At 41.6% G+C, this 16,806-nt stretch carries 11 protein-coding genes and 1 riboswitch; of the genes, 2 read left to right on the top strand and 9 right to left on the bottom strand.

Going from position 1 to position 16,806, the window contains the following annotated elements; all coding sequences use genetic code 11:
• Both CDO33_RS04725 and CDO33_RS04720 read right to left on the bottom strand, forming a co-directional pair.
• Entirely contained in the window at positions 1–2,883 is a 2,883-nt protein-coding gene (locus tag CDO33_RS04725) for an extracellular solute-binding protein (RefSeq protein ID WP_103082367.1), read from the bottom strand.
• A gap of 131 nt (positions 2,884–3,014) precedes the next feature.
• The gene (locus CDO33_RS04720; RefSeq protein WP_103082366.1) at positions 3,015–4,568 is read right to left on the bottom strand and encodes an ABC transporter substrate-binding protein; all 1,554 of its coding nucleotides are present in this window, start codon (positions 4,566–4,568) and stop codon (positions 3,015–3,017) included.
• A 275-nt stretch (positions 4,569–4,843) separates the two neighbouring features.
• Here CDO33_RS04720 and CDO33_RS04715 point away from each other — a divergent pair, with 275 nt between their 5' ends.
• Entirely contained in the window at positions 4,844–5,875 is a 1,032-nt protein-coding gene (locus CDO33_RS04715) for a LacI family DNA-binding transcriptional regulator (protein WP_103082365.1), read from the top strand.
• Between the two features lie 108 nt (positions 5,876–5,983).
• Here CDO33_RS04715 and CDO33_RS04710 read toward each other — a convergent pair whose 3' ends face one another.
• The 3 genes from CDO33_RS04710 to CDO33_RS04695 all read right to left on the bottom strand — a co-directional run bounded on the left by CDO33_RS04710 (position 5,984) and on the right by CDO33_RS04695 (position 10,562).
• Positions 5,984–8,791: an alpha-mannosidase gene (locus CDO33_RS04710; RefSeq protein ID WP_103082364.1), complete on the bottom strand. Its 2,808-nt coding sequence runs from the start codon at positions 8,789–8,791 to the stop codon at positions 5,984–5,986.
• Positions 8,792–8,833: 42 nt separating this feature from the next.
• On the bottom strand, positions 8,834–9,658 hold the full coding sequence (locus CDO33_RS04705) for an aminotransferase class IV (RefSeq protein WP_103082363.1): 825 nt from the start codon (positions 9,656–9,658) through the stop codon (positions 8,834–8,836).
• A 697-nt stretch (positions 9,659–10,355) separates the two neighbouring features.
• Positions 10,356–10,562, bottom strand: a complete 207-nt coding sequence (locus tag CDO33_RS04695; protein WP_103082361.1) for a hypothetical protein — start codon at positions 10,560–10,562, stop codon at positions 10,356–10,358.
• 286 nt (positions 10,563–10,848) lie between these two features.
• Between CDO33_RS04695 and CDO33_RS04690 the strand changes: the two genes are divergently transcribed.
• Positions 10,849–11,223, top strand: a complete 375-nt coding sequence (locus CDO33_RS04690; protein ID WP_103082360.1) for a helix-turn-helix domain-containing protein — start codon at positions 10,849–10,851, stop codon at positions 11,221–11,223.
• Positions 11,224–11,277: 54 nt separating this feature from the next.
• Here CDO33_RS04690 and hpt read toward each other — a convergent pair whose 3' ends face one another.
• The 4 genes from hpt to CDO33_RS04670 all read right to left on the bottom strand — a co-directional run bounded on the left by hpt (position 11,278) and on the right by CDO33_RS04670 (position 16,689).
• Complete coding sequence (gene hpt / locus CDO33_RS04685; RefSeq protein ID WP_103082359.1) at positions 11,278–11,817, bottom strand: hypoxanthine phosphoribosyltransferase; 540 nt, start codon at positions 11,815–11,817, stop codon at positions 11,278–11,280.
• Between the two features lie 106 nt (positions 11,818–11,923).
• Positions 11,924–13,111, bottom strand: a complete 1,188-nt coding sequence (locus tag CDO33_RS04680; RefSeq protein ID WP_103082358.1) for a winged helix-turn-helix domain-containing protein — start codon at positions 13,109–13,111, stop codon at positions 11,924–11,926.
• Positions 13,112–13,419: 308 nt separating this feature from the next.
• Positions 13,420–14,844, bottom strand: a complete 1,425-nt coding sequence (locus CDO33_RS04675) for a peptidoglycan DD-metalloendopeptidase family protein (RefSeq protein WP_103082357.1) — start codon at positions 14,842–14,844, stop codon at positions 13,420–13,422.
• A 206-nt stretch (positions 14,845–15,050) separates the two neighbouring features.
• A riboswitch (cyclic di-AMP (ydaO/yuaA leader) is annotated at positions 15,051–15,300 on the bottom strand.
• A 219-nt stretch (positions 15,301–15,519) separates the two neighbouring features.
• Positions 15,520–16,689 carry a ribose-phosphate pyrophosphokinase gene (locus CDO33_RS04670; protein ID WP_103082380.1) on the bottom strand — a complete coding sequence of 390 codons (1,170 nt, stop codon included), beginning with the start codon at positions 16,687–16,689 and terminating at the stop codon, positions 15,520–15,522.
• Positions 16,690–16,806: the final 117 nt, after the last annotated feature.

The following is a 16,806-nucleotide window of genomic DNA, read 5'->3' as shown; positions in this document are numbered from 1 at the left end:
CTATTCTAAATGAAACTCTTTCCTCTTGCTCTTCAGTTCGGCATTGATCTCGTCAACCGCTTTATAAATAGCATCTACAGGGTTTATGTTGCTCGTCTCGGTCACAACGGAGTAAAATGCGTTTTCTATAACACGTCCGGTAATATAGCTTCCAGGAACTTGAGGTACGGCACGGATCCATTTCAGGCTTTCATTCAGCACTTCGAGATTCTCCTTGCCCCAGGCAATCTTTTGGAAAGCCTCAAGATTGGCAACAGGGTATCTTCCGGCCAAGCCAAGAACCGATTCCATTTCTGTTGCAAAAGTATATTGAGTATCCGCAGATGTCCACCATTTCAGGAACTCCCAACTTTCATCAACAGTTCCCTTCTTTTCTACTATATTCTTTACAATCAGGGACCCGCTCACCGTAACCGGTGTCTCATATGAAACAGAACCATCTTCGCGTACTGTTCCGGGTATCTGAGCCATAGCCCAGTCGCCTTTGATTTCCGGCGCAGCTACGGACAACGTGTTAAAGGTCGTAAAGTCCACTATGCCTATAGGAATTTCACCCATTCTGAAACGGGTAGCAAAGTCTGTCGTTACAACAAAATTATGCTTCGTATACAACTCAGTCCAGAATTTAAATGCATCAATTCCAACACTGCTGGTGATATCCGCAAATTCACCGTCATTCTGATAGAGCTTTCCTCCCTTTTGATACAACAGGGACAGATATACCGGATTTATATTTTTTGTACTGCCGGAGCTTGCGGCCGCTCCAAGAGTGGTTTGAGCACCTGTTGTAAAATATATGTCCATATTGTTTTTCTGCAATATAGGCACAAGGGAGAGGAACTCATCCATGGTCTTCGGCACACTAAGGCCCAGCTCTGCCAGAATATCCTTTCTATAAAACATCATGTTGAAGCTCATCTGGTCGGGCAGCGCATAGCACGCATCTTTAAATCTAAATGTATCCACCGCTGCCGGTGAAAATCTCGCAGCCACTTCCTCAAAATCACTGAATTGAGTAAGGTCATAAGCTCCGTCCCTGAAACCAAAGTTTATCGGAGTGCTGGCAGCTACCTGAATATTTATATCGGGACCGTTTCCTGACAATGTGGCCGGGAAAATCGCATCGGCATTTACCAGTTTTAAGTCTACATTTATGCCATAATCCTTACAGAAGGATTCGGTTATCATCCGGCGCAGTATATCATACTGGTCCCTGCCCGTTGAAACCCAAACCTCGATGGTTTTATTGGCTTCGTCCCCAGCTCTTCCCGACTGCTCGTCAAAATTTGTGGTGAACGAACCAATAAAAGCACGCACTTTATGTATCAAATTCTCAAAGAAGTTTCCTTCAGCTCTTGGCAGCTTGTATCCGTCCGGCGCCAGTATAAAGTAATCTATTTCCAGAGGCTGCTGCTGTATGGAAACTATCCAGTCTCCAAGGGCCGACATGCTGGTTTTGAAACTGGAGAGGTATCTGCCGATTTCATTCGGCTTATCTATCATCTTGTTTAAGTTTACAATCAGCATGTTGATGATGGAAGTAGAACTGGTAAAAGAACCACTTATGTTGTTTATGTCTTCCACAATGCCTTTCAGGTTGTTCCTTTCTGTTGTCAGCCTCTGCCTCAAGTCGGGGATAAGCGTAGTCAGTTTATAATCCCTGTACTTATCCGGAGATGTGCTGGTGATAACAATAATATCCTGATAAAGCTTGTTAAGGTTGGTGAGGGAATCTTCAACTCTCGATGCCAGTTCACCGAATACTCCAAGGCTAACCTCCATGGAAATTGTGTTTTTGCCTTCCTTCAGATAAAAATAATATTCTTCTCCCGTTGTTCGGTCAGCCAGGTATGAAAGCGAAAATTTCGTCTTATAATTAAAACGGAGGTCATTTGCCTCGGCAAAAGGAACGGAACCGTTTATTGCCAATTTTCTCGTGGAAAATGTCCCCCGGGTATACGACTGCTTATATTTAAAGGCAAGCTTATACAATCCTGCTTCAGGCACATCTACTTCCCAGATAATCGTCTGCCCTGGGATTCGCCATGCATTTCCGCCTATAGCATTAAGCACTATATAGGACGGATGGTATGGCTCTGTCAGGGGCGAAGTACGATCATTAATCGGGTAAAGGCTCGGGCTTGTCTTCAGCGCAGCATCCTCACCCTGTATTTTTATTGGTTCTCCGGTATATTCCATATATCCGTTTGCACGGCAATTTTCAATGTATGTTTCATAGCTTGGCAGCGGTTCAGCTGGGATCAGAGATATTGTATCCAACCATATGTCGCCTTCAAGCGCTTCTATTGTTAACGTGTTTTCTCCCTTTTCGAAAAAGAATGCAAGGGGATCTGTAATATAGCCATTAGAAGCAAACAAAAGAGTCTGAACCCAGTCCTCCACTTCTATCTGGGTGGGGAAAGTCTGGTTTCCTTTTTGCTTTTTATATTCCTGATCCTTGTCACGATAATATCGTTTGAGGGTAATATATTCCGCTTCCTCAAAAGGATATTCACCATTTATGCGTATTTTTCTTATAATTTCACTACCACCGGCTACAGGCTTGTAATTCAGGGCAATGTGGTAAAGCCCTTCTTCAGGTAAATTAAAGTGGTATGTGACGGTAGAATTGCTCCCGGCCAGTAAAAAACCGTCAGAAACAGATGTATCGATTTCTTTATCATATTGGACAGCTTTCAAAGTCACCGGGGTTTTCCCGATGGAAGCTTGACTGTGTTCGCTGATATAGTCCTTATATGCTTCTTCCTCTGCTGCAATAACAACCGAATCATGCACAGGACATAAAATAAAAAACAATACCAAGCTTATGCATAACAGCATAGAGACATATTTAGCCGAAAATTTCACAATTGCTCGCACCATTATCACACCTCTTGTCTACTAATACGGTAAATAAATAAATCTATTGCGGCAAAAGTCAATACAAATATTCATTTGCTTTGCTTTTGCCGCAATATGAATTCAACTGATCACTTAAACTTTACTGTGCAATTTTATTCATTGGGTGTGGCGGTTGCAGCATACTCGTCCAGTTTCTGTTTCAGCTCAGGGCTAAGCAGGCTTTCATCTACAAGACCAGCTTCAACAAGAGAATAGGTATCCTGTCCTATAACAGCTTCAAAAGCAGATCTTGCATTTTTATTTGTTGCACAAACCTCATACAATGCTCTGAAGAATACATTGGATTGTGCAGTTGTATCTGTAGGCTCGAACTTAGTTCTGGAAATGTACCAGTCCCAAAGCTCTATATCCAGATCAGATGTGAAGTTCCTTGGTGTTCCTGCATTGCTAGGTAAAATCTTTTCACCCTTAGCTGCCTTTTCACGGTTCTTGAGGAGGGTTTCTGCCTCATCCTGGCAATATGAGAATACGAGATCCATATATTGCTTAGGAGTTGCTTTCTTCTCTGCCCCTTTGACAACTACGAACACACCACAGTCTTTAACGTAGTTGGTGTAATTATCGCTGAGGGTTGTATAATCGTTATTCTGAATGGTAACGTTAGATCCCCATGGGAATGGAACTATACCATAATCAAATTTGGATGCGTAACTTTCGAAATTCCACTCATCACCATGAGCCAAAGCCAGCTTTCCTTCGTCAAAGCCTGCTTGAGCCGGATTCCAGTCATATCCGGTGGTTCCGTCATCACGGGTTACAGGTGTAGCATTAACAGCGAGTCCTTCTGCTACTAACTTCTGGAAGAATTCTACAATTTCATAAAAACCGTCGGAAGTATATGAAGGCACATATGTATCAGGATCCATCATGTATACTCCATTGGCATAAGCTGCTCCACGAGCCCAGTTCAAAGCATGAATACCAAATGTGTTTACGCCTTCAGGAAGCTTGGATTTCAGTTCTTTCAGATAATCATAGAAATCGTTCAAGCTCCATTTTCCTTCTTTAAACATTTCTCCCGGAGTTTTTTCCATACCAGCAGTCTTGATCATATCCCTGTTGTAAACGATAGCACTCCATGGGAATATAGGATTTCTGTTAAACCCTACTATTTTGCCTGCCCACTGGCAACCACCTTTCCAGTATGCTTCCGGCAAATTGTAAGCTTTAACTGTGTCGGTGATGTCGAGAATGGCATCATTAGTCATCAAGTCGCTTATGTAATACCTTGACATATCTCCAATATCAATGATTGGATCTCCTGACGCAATGGAAGTTATGATTGCGTTTGGAACGTCATTCCATTCTACACCTTCCAGGCAGTCAAACTGAATCTTACAGTTGAACTTTTCCTCGACATACTTACGTCTTTCTTCCCACATTTCTTTCTTGGCTTCATCTGCTGTCTCAGGATTCTGCAACCCTGCTACCTTGATGGTTACGCCGCCAAGGTCGGCACCCGGAAATGGATCTTCTTCTGTCGGCTCAGACGTCTCTTCGTTTGAAGTTGTTGTCTGATCAGAAGCAGTAGTAGTGCTGCTATTGTCGGCCGTAGTATCTTTTGATTTTGAGCCGCCGCATGCGGTCAGTAAACCGAGGGACAGACAGAAAACCAGCAGCAGTGCAATAGCTTTTTTGATCATCATTGAAACTCCTCCTTTTTAATAGGTTTGAACTGAACTTGACATGAAGTGAGCAGAGTTAAAATAAACATTAATTTAACCCTGCATAACCTAATGATGAATATTTTTTACAGTTTAAATATATCACAACCATAACCTAGTGTCAATTTAATTTCTTTAAAAAAAATAACAACTTTCATTGCCATAAATCATTTATTTATTGCAAAATAGCCAGGGAAATGGTAATATATTATAGGCAATATTTTTTTGCTAGGACAGGTTATTCTTAGGTGATAATTATGAGTAAAATAACTCTAAAAACTATAGCTAGCCAATTGAATGTATCAAATAACACTGTTTCTAAAGCGCTGAGAGGAATGCCGGGAGTCAGTGAAGAAATGAGAGAAAAAATCATTCAACTGGCGCAGGAAATGGGATATAAAAAGAATGTTCCCAATGTGGGCAGCAATAACTCTTCTGCCATCAGCATCAGTCTGATATGCAGAAAGTCCTTTTTTGATGAGCCCACCTTCTGGTCCCATGTATTATACGGCATATGGAATTTTTCCGGTCAAAACAACATAAGCATCCGGACTGTTCCTATCGATCCCAGCGATGAAAATGATGCGTTGAATATGTCGGTTATTACCGGCGTACCCAGCCATGGCTATATAGTAATAGGAACAATCCATGATGAATTGCTGAAGAAAATCATATCCACTAAAACTCCAACAGTAGTTGTGGATTACTATAGCAATGATGTGGACTGTGATTATATCAACTCTGCCAATGACAGCGGTATTTACAAGTCTGTAAAATACCTGTGGCAGAATAACCACAACCGCATTGGTTTTATCAACAACAAGGAAGGAGCCTATACCTTCAATCAGCGTTACAAAGCATTCCTTAAATATATGGAGTTTTTTAAATTGCCGGTGGATGAGCGCTTTATCTGGCATGACGCAGTATATGTGGATACGCAGTATTATATCCAAAAAGTTAAAGCACTGCGCCATCTTTCGAACTTCCCCACGGCATGGGTATGCGTAAATGACAACACTGCCCTGGCATTTTACAATGCTCTTAAGGAAATAGGAATTAAAGTGCCCGATGAAATCAGCATAATTGGATTTGATAATATTTCCAGTATTTATGAACCGTTTTTAACCACTATTGATGTACCTCAGAAAGCCATGGGAGAAAGGGCTATGCAGCAGCTTTTGTACCGCATCAAGCATCCCGACGAGCCCTTTTTAAACATTCAAATGAACACAACACTTATAGAAAGAAGCAGCGTAAAAAACCTGAATGATTGCAAAAAAAAAGATTAGAGGGAAAACATACAAAGTTCCTGTCCTGTTTTCCCTCTCTTCTATTATGATTATTTAAATGTCACATCAGTCATAAATTGCTATGCTGCCCACCCGATCGATCGGCGCTTAAAATTCCACGACCAGGTTTGCAACACTATAGGGTGCCATGTCAAAGGTTACCTTATTATTTTCAATGGTTACGGATAACTCATCATTATCGATTCTAACCTCGTTTATATCAACAAAGTATGCCTTTACAGGCTTCTGAGCAAAGCTCAATGCTGCTTTCCCCCGTATTCCGTCAGTCTCATACACCCTTACCACAATGCTGTTACCCGATGCCGCCTCAGGCTTCTTAACTGCGGAAACCGCTATGCTGCCTTCCCGCAGCGATATGAAACTGCCGCACAGGCTCATATGTCCGTCATGGGCCCTGCCTGAAAGCACACTGAAGGGATGGTTGTAGTCATAAGCCAGATCAATCAGTTCCCTGTTGGAAGCGGAATTATCAACAACGCCTATTGCGAAAGCAAACTCGTGGAGGCCGACTTCCGGATATGGGTCCGGATCGAAAGTGCTTCTGATAAGTGTAACAGATGCCGACTGATCTACGCACCTAAATCCATTTTTCGAATCTGTAACCAACATAAGCGTCTTCTTGCCCGAATCGCTCCTCCGGCATGCAGCCCAGCTGTTTGCAGGAACATCAATATTCATACCATGTCTGTCTATCGCTCCGAAAGGTACGTCATATCTATAGGATTCACCCTTGAAAACTGTAGGAACGTAGAAGCTCAGCTGCTGAACAAGCTTACCGGGAACACCGAGCTCCCTCCAGTCGCACTTGACTCTGTAATTTACAAAGGAGCTGTCCTTGTCAAGCCATACTTCCACTTCCATTTTCGAGTTCATAAACTGAACTTCATAACAGATGGACTGGCGCAGGTTGCCCTTTGAGCAATCTGCTTTTTTGAGGGTCACATCCCTGTCCAAAGGAGTTACATTCATATATCTGCCTACAACCCAAGCAGTACCACTTCTGCCGGCTTCCTCTTCAATCAGGCGGAACATGCATCCCTTCCGGCTGGCATCAATCAGTTCCTCTCCGCTGGCTTTATCTATTATTGAAGTAATTATGCCATTTCGGGTATCAAAGGTAACTCTTATTTTATCATTCTCCATAACATTCTCATAAGGCCTCTGCACCCTGGGATCGCGCGGGAATGACAGAGCAACCCTGTCCTGGGTTTCGGTCATGACATATGTGGAATATCCGCAGGCAGGTACCTTTACATTTACCAGCAGCTTTATATAGCTGTGGCCCCAATAATGATTAAAGCCCTTGCTCACTACCTGATGAAGGGTAGCTTCGCCTTCCGAATCCTTGAAGCTTATGCGCTGAATATCTCCGTCCCAATCCCATACGATGAGCTCAGTTACCTCTTCCCGGTCATGCATGGATGGGTTGAAGAAATGGAATATCCTGGTCTTACCCGAGCCACGCCCAGTCTGGCTTATTTTGCCTTTTGACACATCAAACCCTACTCCGGCACCTTCGGAAACCGTCTCTTTTATTACCTCTTCCTTCACAATCAGCTTTGAGGTGTCAATATTTCTTGAAATTTTCCGGAGTGCATCGGTTCTGCTGGTGTTAGCAACTGCCAGTGCCTCCTGATACAAGCCCATAGCATGCTCCCTTGTGTCTACAACTCCCGAACCTGGGATTATGTCATGGAAGTGGTTAAAAAGCACATTCTGCCATGCTTTATTGAAGCTCTCCGCAGGATACTTAGTGCCTAAGTTAAGAGAGGACATACTGTTGAAAAGCTCAGCTTCATTAAGCATGACTTCACTTCTTCTGTTGCCTCTTTTAATACGGCTCTGGCTAGTGTAGCAGCCGTCAAACACAAAATTCAGTTCGCCGTTTACAACAGGCAGTTTTGACGAATTAGCTTCCAGCACGGAGAAAAACTCCCCGAAGGTCCCAAACTTAATTTGAGGAAATACCGGCCAGGTATCCATATCCATAATTCTCTCAATGTCTCTTCTGGTAGGTCCACCGCCATGATCTCCCACTCCGTAAACCTTCATCATGACATCGATACCGTTGCTGGTGCAGAATTCAGGTATATACATAACCATGGAAGGATCAATATGGCCGTTATACCACAGCGGTTCCCTGTATACAATAACCGAAGCTCCCGACGGCGCAACCCATCTGTAAACAACGTGCCCGTCATATCCCCTGCAATGATAGTAGTATTTAACATTACCTTTTGTCAGTACTTCCGGAACATTTACGCTGTGTCCGAAGGTATCGGGTTCAAAGTCAATATTTAACCTGTCGGGTTCGATGTCCAAAAGCTCCGACAGGTACCTTTTAGTATAAAGAATGTGCCTTGAAAGGCTTTCACCATTTGGTATGTTTTTATCATTTTCAACCCAAGTGGATGCTGTTACTTCCCACCGGCCTTCTTTTACCCTCATTTTTATTTCTTCCAGCATCTCCGGATCATGGGTTTCCACGATCTTATAAACTGAGGCCTGGGATTGGGAAAATTTGAAATCCGGGTATTCGTTCATGAGATCCAGCATTGTCCTGAAAGTCTCAATTGTGATGGATACAGTCTCGTCATACGACCACATCCAGTTCATATCGATATGAGCATGAGCGGCGCACAACATTTTGTACTTCTTGGCTTCCTCAGCCATTTCCTTCAACATGCCTTCGGCTTCTAAAGCAGTTTTGGATGTGATTGTACCGTCGGCTTCATATCTTTCCTTTATGAAGCTGCAAACCGAGCTTATCAGTTGGTCGTATTTCCCTTCCTTCACCATGGATAACTTGTCTGCATACTCCAATTGGGATAGTATCCTGCCGGCCCAGTAGTTGGTGCTTCTGTCCTTGATCTCAGCCAATAATTGTGTAAGCATAAAACTACACCTCCTGTTTTTTGTGCCCTACCATTACATACATTATATATTTCTTCTTATATAGTCCTTGACTATACAATCATACTGATCGCGTATCGTAGTAATTGTTGGATGGGTGCTGGAGGCAAACGTTTTACCGTCAACATCGGATACAGGGAGCACTTTTATTGAAGTTCCCGAAATAAACATGCCTTCAATCTCATTAAGGGAATCCACACTTATGAGGGTTTCTATCACCTCAAAACCGGATTTCCTGCAGGCATCAATTATGTATTTTCTCGTAACGCCTTTCAGCACATATTCATCCGGGGCTGTAAACACCTTGTTCCCCCTGACAAAAAATACGTTTGATCTGCTGCCTTCCGTTATCTTGCCCTGTCCGCTTACCAGAAGCACTTCAAACACATTGTTTTCTTCTATTGTCTGCCTTGCCTTTTCCTTGTAAGCGTTGTTTACTACTTTTGCATTGGGGTTATTCCTCTCCCAATGCATCAAGGCAACCTTTACACCCTTCTCAATCTCTTCCTTTACAGGGTAATAACTCTTGCTGACATACATAAGGCAATTCTGCCTGCCATCTTCCTCAAATATTGTAATCTTGACGTTGCAGTTCTTCTGGTTGTTCAAGCTTGCAACCTTTCTAACCTGCAAGCTCATATCCTTCTGATGGGTTTTTAACTCCATGCCCAGCATGCTTAAAGAATTCTTCATGCGTAAATAATGGTCTTCCATAAACAGAGGCACGCCATCTATTATTCGTATGACTTCATAAACAACTCTGTCTTTTTGAACTCCAACATCATTGATTTCATCTGCTGGTTTCGTTTCATCATTTAATAAACAAATTTTTCCTGCATTGTCAGTCATCTGAATTATCCCTCATTCTTCTTTCCAAATTTCCGGAACAAATATCCAACAAGCCTATTTTACAGGATTTGATTCTTAAATGTCAATTTGTTTAGGGCAAATCAATGGATATTTATTTGCTCATTTATCAAGTTTGGATTAACTGAAAAATTCGTACACTGCAATTATTTATCTTTATCGCATGGTTTATGCATAAAAAACATGTTATCTGCACAATATAATAACCTACAGATTATGCATAGCTGTATTGAGCTTTTTTCCGATATCGGAAACAAAAAAACAGAGGAGAATGTGTGGCCGCATTCTCCTTTCGTTTTTTATATTGACCGTGAATTAATGATTTTTTATGATATGATCCTTTATGATACAGATATAATCAGCGAATATTTAACTATAAAAGCATGGCTTTATCGGTAGGCTCTGCTGATAATCCATATGTTTTGGTTAATCCTTGGAACAAGCATCCTTCGATTAGATTATCCGATATTTAGAGTAATAATTTCACTTGAGTTAATTTTATTCGGAATAATTATTTTTCACCTTAAATTAACCCAAATCGAACCCACTATTTTTTCACTTAAATTAACCTTATTCGGAGCAGATATTTTTACTTGAATTAACTGCATTCGTAACAGCTATTGCTCTATTAGATTAAAGATTAACGGGGATCAAACAGCTTCTGTACAGCAGCCGGCTGCTATCTCCATCTTAAGGACAGAATATTCACCACCAGGTCTGAAAAATGCTCTGCCGAAACCCCTTTGCCAAAACATAGATTATTGGTGTAAACATCATTAAGGGCATCCTTAATTGCATCCTGCCATTCTTTCTCTGCTATTGGCACATGCTGTCCGTATTTCCTGTAAAGCTTCATAAGTACTATGGATTTTATCAAATTTTCCATTGCACCACCCCACAAAGGGCATATATATTTCCCAGACAGGATATATATTTCCCTGATAGAAATACTTCCGTTTGCGCATAATAACATTTATGGTATATTATGTAATTAATTCAGTAATTTCACATAATGAAAATATTAACTTAATTTTACATTTATTTGTAGCATATGTCAATATTTAGTTCCACGTTTTGAGGAATCCGTTTATGCTTGTTCGCTTTTTAAATATAATTGATATGATAGCTAAATAGCATTGAGTAATAGTTGGTTTATCAAAGTGAGGTAAACAATGGATAGCAATATTCCCGGCTCAAGGATAAAAAATTTGAGACTTCAGAACAATATCACACAGATGAAGCTGGCCAAGTACCTTAATATCAGCAATACTACCCTTTCGCAATATGAACTGGGTACCCGTAGGCCGGATTATGAAATATTGAAAAACATTGCCGAATACTTCAATGTATCTACCGATTACCTTCTTGGAATAACTGACTCCATGGAGAAAGAACCTCCTGCCAAGAGGCCCGGAGAGTTTTGCTACACCTTTGATTTATCTGGGCTTCCCGAGCAAGTGATAGAACAGATATCCGAGTACATAGAGTTCATCAAGCAAAAATACAGCAAACAAGAAAAGCAGGATAAACCGGAAAAAGACGGATAATCCTGCTTTTATTCTAATACATATCCTGGGTGAACCAATAGGCACGATGAAATGCTACTTGGCATATATATCAGGTTTCAGTACTCCTATGTATGGCAGATTGCGGTATAGTTCCTTGTAATCCAGGCCATAACCTACCACAAATTCATCAGGCACCTCAAATCCCACATAATCCGGTGTTACATTCGCTCTCCTGCGGCTTGGTTTGTCCAACAGACAGCAGGTTTTTATGCTTTTCGGATTTCTCGACCTCAAGTTCTCTATCAGATAATGCAACGTAAGACCAGTATCAATTATATCCTCCACGATCAATACATCTTTTCCTTCTATGTTCTGATGAAGATCATGAATGATCCTGACCACTCCGGAAGTCTTTGTGCTGTCGCCATAGCTTGATACAGCCATAAAATCCATGCTTAACGGAACCTTTATTTCCTTGGCAAGATCACCGAAAAATAAGACAGCTCCCCGCAATATGCCCACCATAATCAGGCTGCTTCCCTGGTAGTCTGCAGTTATCTGCTTTCCCATATCCCGAACTCTGCTTCTAATTTCATCTTCTGATATCAGAATTTTAGCTATATCCTTTTCCATTAATTACTGCCTCCTGAATAAATACTGTTAATGTTTTTAGTTTAATCAAATATTTATTCTTTGTAAAGCCATATCATAATTTTCATAATGCTTCATAACAAATTTATTACGATAAATTTGTTACGCTGACTTTTTTGCACTCATTAAAGACCGCAAATTTGTGCAGGCAGTCATCAATGGCGGTTTGAAGCTCCTTGGTCCGTTTTACATCCCTTTCATACCATATATTTTTCACAACCAGCGTTTTTGCCTTGCTATCACGGATTGCCTCGACTCTACCGATAAATCTGTCGCCATAAAGCAGCGGCAGGACATAGTAGCCGTATTTGCGCTGCTCCTTAGGGGTGTATATCTCCCATTTGTAGTCAAAATCAAACAATGTTTTGATAAGTCTTCTATCCCAAAGCATATTGTCCAGCGGAGCAATCAGCTCACAACGGTCTCTTAATTCAGTCTCCTGCAGGACTGCTTCGAGTAAACTCCGGTCGGTCGAAAGGCAATATAGCTTGTCCTTAATGCCGTCCACCGTAACTTCCATAATTTTTTCCTCGGAAAGCAACTGCCTGAAAATCTCGTTTCTTTGAGCAGATTTTAACTCCCAGATGTTCAACCATGCATCGGAAGGCTTGTTCCACATAAGTCCCACCGCACCTATACGGCGCAGCACACGCCATTTTTGATGCTCGAGTTCATCGGGATACGGCTCCGGTGCGTTCAACAGCTCAGCATCAATGCAGTTCTCCGCAAGGTCGTAATACTTGGTTGTACCTTTCTTGTGGTGCACTACCAATTCTCCACGGAAATACATGGTTTCCAGCGCAGCACGGGAGAGCTTTGCATTACTCCAATACCAGTCCACCGTATCACTAAAACCGATATCCGCTGACGATACGGCACCCTTTTCCCGTATGATGTTCTTGATTTCCTCACATACGGCATTGACCTCGTCGTGGCTCCTGCCGCCGGTTTTATAAGCTTCGCGATACCGCCGGAAATAAGGCCAGTCTGTGGTTTCAATAATCGAAAGGTTTTTGTCGAAATAGTCCAGCAGCTTTCTATCCTCATACAAAAGTGAATACAGCATTTGCTTTGTGAAGCCTTCAACCCTCGATTGCAAAACCAGTTCCGGATTCTTGCCGCATACATCGATCGGGTCAAACTGAATACAGCCTGCTTGACGGACAAAATCAAGCACTCCCTGTTTGCCTGAGAATTTGTAATCACCTATTAAGCCTTGCTTCAAAAGCATGAACCTTCGTGCCTGCTTATTGGTTAATGCAACATTTTTTATCATTTTGCCCTCTTAATTTCTCGTGTTTTAATATAATAATGCTCTCCGCTCCATATATCGCTTTTCGGACAAGGTGCACAACCACATTTTGTCAATGCAACATATTAACAGTATACCATAATTAGAAATAGTTGTGTAAACTTTTGTATGCTTTGGCTTGATTTCATTTCTAGTGCGCCCTGCACTGTTAAAGAAGCACATGAAATCGGTTGTGAAAAGAAAACTGACTACACAAAAAGCACCCATCCAGCTATAATTGGGACAGGTGCTATAATACAGCCTTACACCAATGGATCAAGTTTTTTCAGTCATCAATAGTTCACATATTTAAGCGGGTTTTGAGGAACGCCATTTTTCCTTACTTCAAAATGCAGGTGAGGCCCGGTCACATTTCCCGTCGCTCCGGATAATGCGATGACTTCTCCCCTTGCCACCCTCTGGCCGGCTTTAACCTTTATCGAGCTCAAATGCCCGTAATAGGTTGTGTATCCGTTTTCATGGTCTATGATGACGAGCTTGCCGTAATTGCCCTGCCATCCGGCAAAGGTTACTTTGCCGCCGTCTGCAGCTTTGACGGAGGTGCCTGAGGAACAGCCGATGTCAATTCCCGTATGCAGTTTCCCCCATCTCTGTCCAAAACGTGAAGTAAGACTTCCTCCGCTTGGTTTAGTAAAAACTCCGTATGCAAGAGTACTCGGCCTTTCTTTTGTGCCGCTGAGCACCACTTTGTTTTGAGGCTCTTCTATAACCTTCTCTTCCACAACTTTCTCTTCCGAAACTATGCCGTTTATTTTTATAACCTCTGCCGCAACGGATTTTTTACCTTCCTTGCCTTCAACCTTCACCTTTGTCTGGCCTTTGTAAAGGTCGGCAGTCTCTACATATTCAACCTGGTAAGGAATGCTTTCCTCATAATTTTTCGTTTCAATGCTCTTTATGTTTATTACATACTTTGGTACGCTGAGAATGATCTCCTGGCCGATTTGAATTTTATCCACATCCAATCCAGGATTCATTTTCTCAATTTCAGACTGTTTAATTTTATGTGCTTCGGCAATTTCAGATACCGTATCGCCTTTTTTTACCACATATACCTTTGACTCCTCGGTGCTTTCAGACAGCAGTTCAAAAACGGTTTTTTCATCCTGAACGCTGCCTATGTTTACAGTCTTTTTGATAATATTTATGTCTTCGATAAAATCTACGCTTTCCGGATCGCTCCTACCGTTGTTTTTCATATATTCGTCCTTAATCCGGGTCAAAATGGATTCTGCTGTGCTCTTATCCTTGAGATAAGCGATATCACGGCCGTCAACATTGATGGAATAGGCCTCCGCCAGCAGCTCCAAATTGCTCTCCAGCGTTTCCTCGATAGCGCTTTCAGGAGTCAACTTGTTGCCAAAGGCAAATACTTCCTTATAATCAACCTTGGTGGGAATGATAATATTTAGGCCGGTAGCAGTCTCCGTCTTCTTTTCTATCTCCTGGATAATTTCATCAATCTGGCTTTTGTCGTTTACCATAGCTATAACCTTGCTGTTTACTTCAACTGCATAATAACGCTTTGTGAAAACGCTAAAGCCTGTCACCGAAACAGCGGTGACAAACGCTACACCGGCTAAAATCCATTTTCTGTTTTTTATGATCCACGGCTTGCTTTTACTAAGCCATGCTCTGCTTTTATCAATCCATATTCCACTTTTTTTAATCCATCCTATAAGTTCGTCCTTACTCATAAAATCTCCTTATCATCTAAAGGGATATTTCCTCATCCAAAAGGATTATTTTGTCCCCCTAAGAAGTAGTTCCTTTATTTTTCAGGGTTTTAATCCGGACGGCAAATAATAGTGTTCTAAGCTGCTCCAGATAAAAAATTTGAAAAATAAAAACGGTTTATCACCTAACCCTATGTGAAAACCGCTTCAAAAGGCACAGTCAAACCATCACTCCCTTTCAAAGCTTCCGAGGTTAGCTGACGGATTCGGACAGAAAGTTTTGCCCTACCATACCGGCAGTCAGAGACTTAAATCAGAGATATGAAGTTTGTAATATTAGCCCAAATCAAGGATTCAGGCGTAACATTAATTCAGACCTGACAATCACCTGCCGACACCTGGTATGGATTCACCCCAAAAATTGGTTCCCCCGTATTCTGCAGAAACATCGCTGCAGAAATTCAGCATATAGGTTCAATATTCAGTTTACCTATATTATTTGCTATTCCCTAATAATTATAACTACATTGCATAAATGTGTCAAATATGTAATAGGACATCGATATCGGATAATTCTTTATAAAACAAAGAAAGCGCCTTTCACCATCAGACGGAACATGAATAAATAGCGCCTATTAATATATAAACCGCAGAATTATTGCCTGGGCAATATTCTGCGGTTTGCTTTTACATCATTTATTTTTTATGTTCTTCCAGCAATGCCCTGATCTTTGTAGACGGATCCAGCAATGCGCTTAAAGAATGATCGTGATTGAGAGTATCTATAAGCAGCGCTATAAACTTTGATACATCAACCTCTACATACCAAGGCGCCTTTTTGAGCGCTTCACTTCTATAAGTCAGGTTAGTGGAAAAAACCTTGGTGATTATTCCGTTCCTGTAGAACTCATTAAATTTCTCAATGCCTTCCGTAAACAATCCGAAGGTCACCGCCATATAAATTCTATTGGCTTTTCTCTGCTTCAATTCCATCGCTATGTCCAGCATTGAATCTCCCGATGAAATAATATCATCAACGATGAGTACATCCTTGCCTTCCACCGAATCCCCCAGGAACTCATGGGCTATTATGGGATTCTTGCCGTTTACTATCCTGCTGAGATCCCTGCGCTTATAAAACAATCCGAGATCCAGCCCGAGTATGTTTGCATAATAGATATTCCTGTTTATTCCACCCTCATCGGGGCTGACCACCATCATTTTGCTTTTGCTTATCTCCAAGTCCTTTTCAGAGTTAAGCAAAGCCTTAATAATCTGGTATGCCGGCTGAATATTCTCAAATCCCTTTATCGGAATAGCATTTTGCACCCGAGGATCATGGGCATCAAAAGTGAGGATATTCTCCACTCCAAGGCGTTCCAACTCCTGAAGGGCAACAGCACAATCCAGGGATTCCCTCGATACCCTTTTATGCTGCCTTCCCTGATACAGCAAAGGCATTATCACATTTACACGCCTTGCCTTTCCACCTATTGCCGAAATAATTCTCTTTATATCCTGAAAGTGGTCGTCAGGACTCATGGAATTTTCCATTCCAAACATCTTGTACTTGCAGCTGTAATTTCCTACATCACACAAGATATACAGATCATAGCCCCTGATGGATTCCTTTATGACAGCTTTTCCTTCGCCGGAGCTGAACCTGGGGCAGTCAACCGATATAAGATAAGAATCTCTTTTGTAGCCGGGATAAAGCAGATGATCGAAACGACATTCCGGTATGCTTTTCCTGTACTCAGTCAAATGCTTGTTGACAAGGTCACCCAATTCCTCGCTGCTCTTCATTGATATGATACCCAGAGGTCCGACCGGAATACTGGGAACCTGATTTTCTTCATATTCTATAGTAGACATCCTCGCCTCCTGAACACTATCAAATATTGGCAAATACTGTTGTCATATTATCTGCACATATATTATAATATTCAAATTTGATTAAGTAAAGGATTATGCAAATTAAAA

Origin of the sequence: Clostridium thermosuccinogenes, from assembly GCF_002896855.1 — a bacterium.
Classification (GTDB): domain Bacteria; phylum Bacillota; class Clostridia; order Acetivibrionales; family DSM-5807; genus Pseudoclostridium; species Pseudoclostridium thermosuccinogenes.
This window is presented reverse-complemented; position numbering and strand designations above follow the sequence as displayed.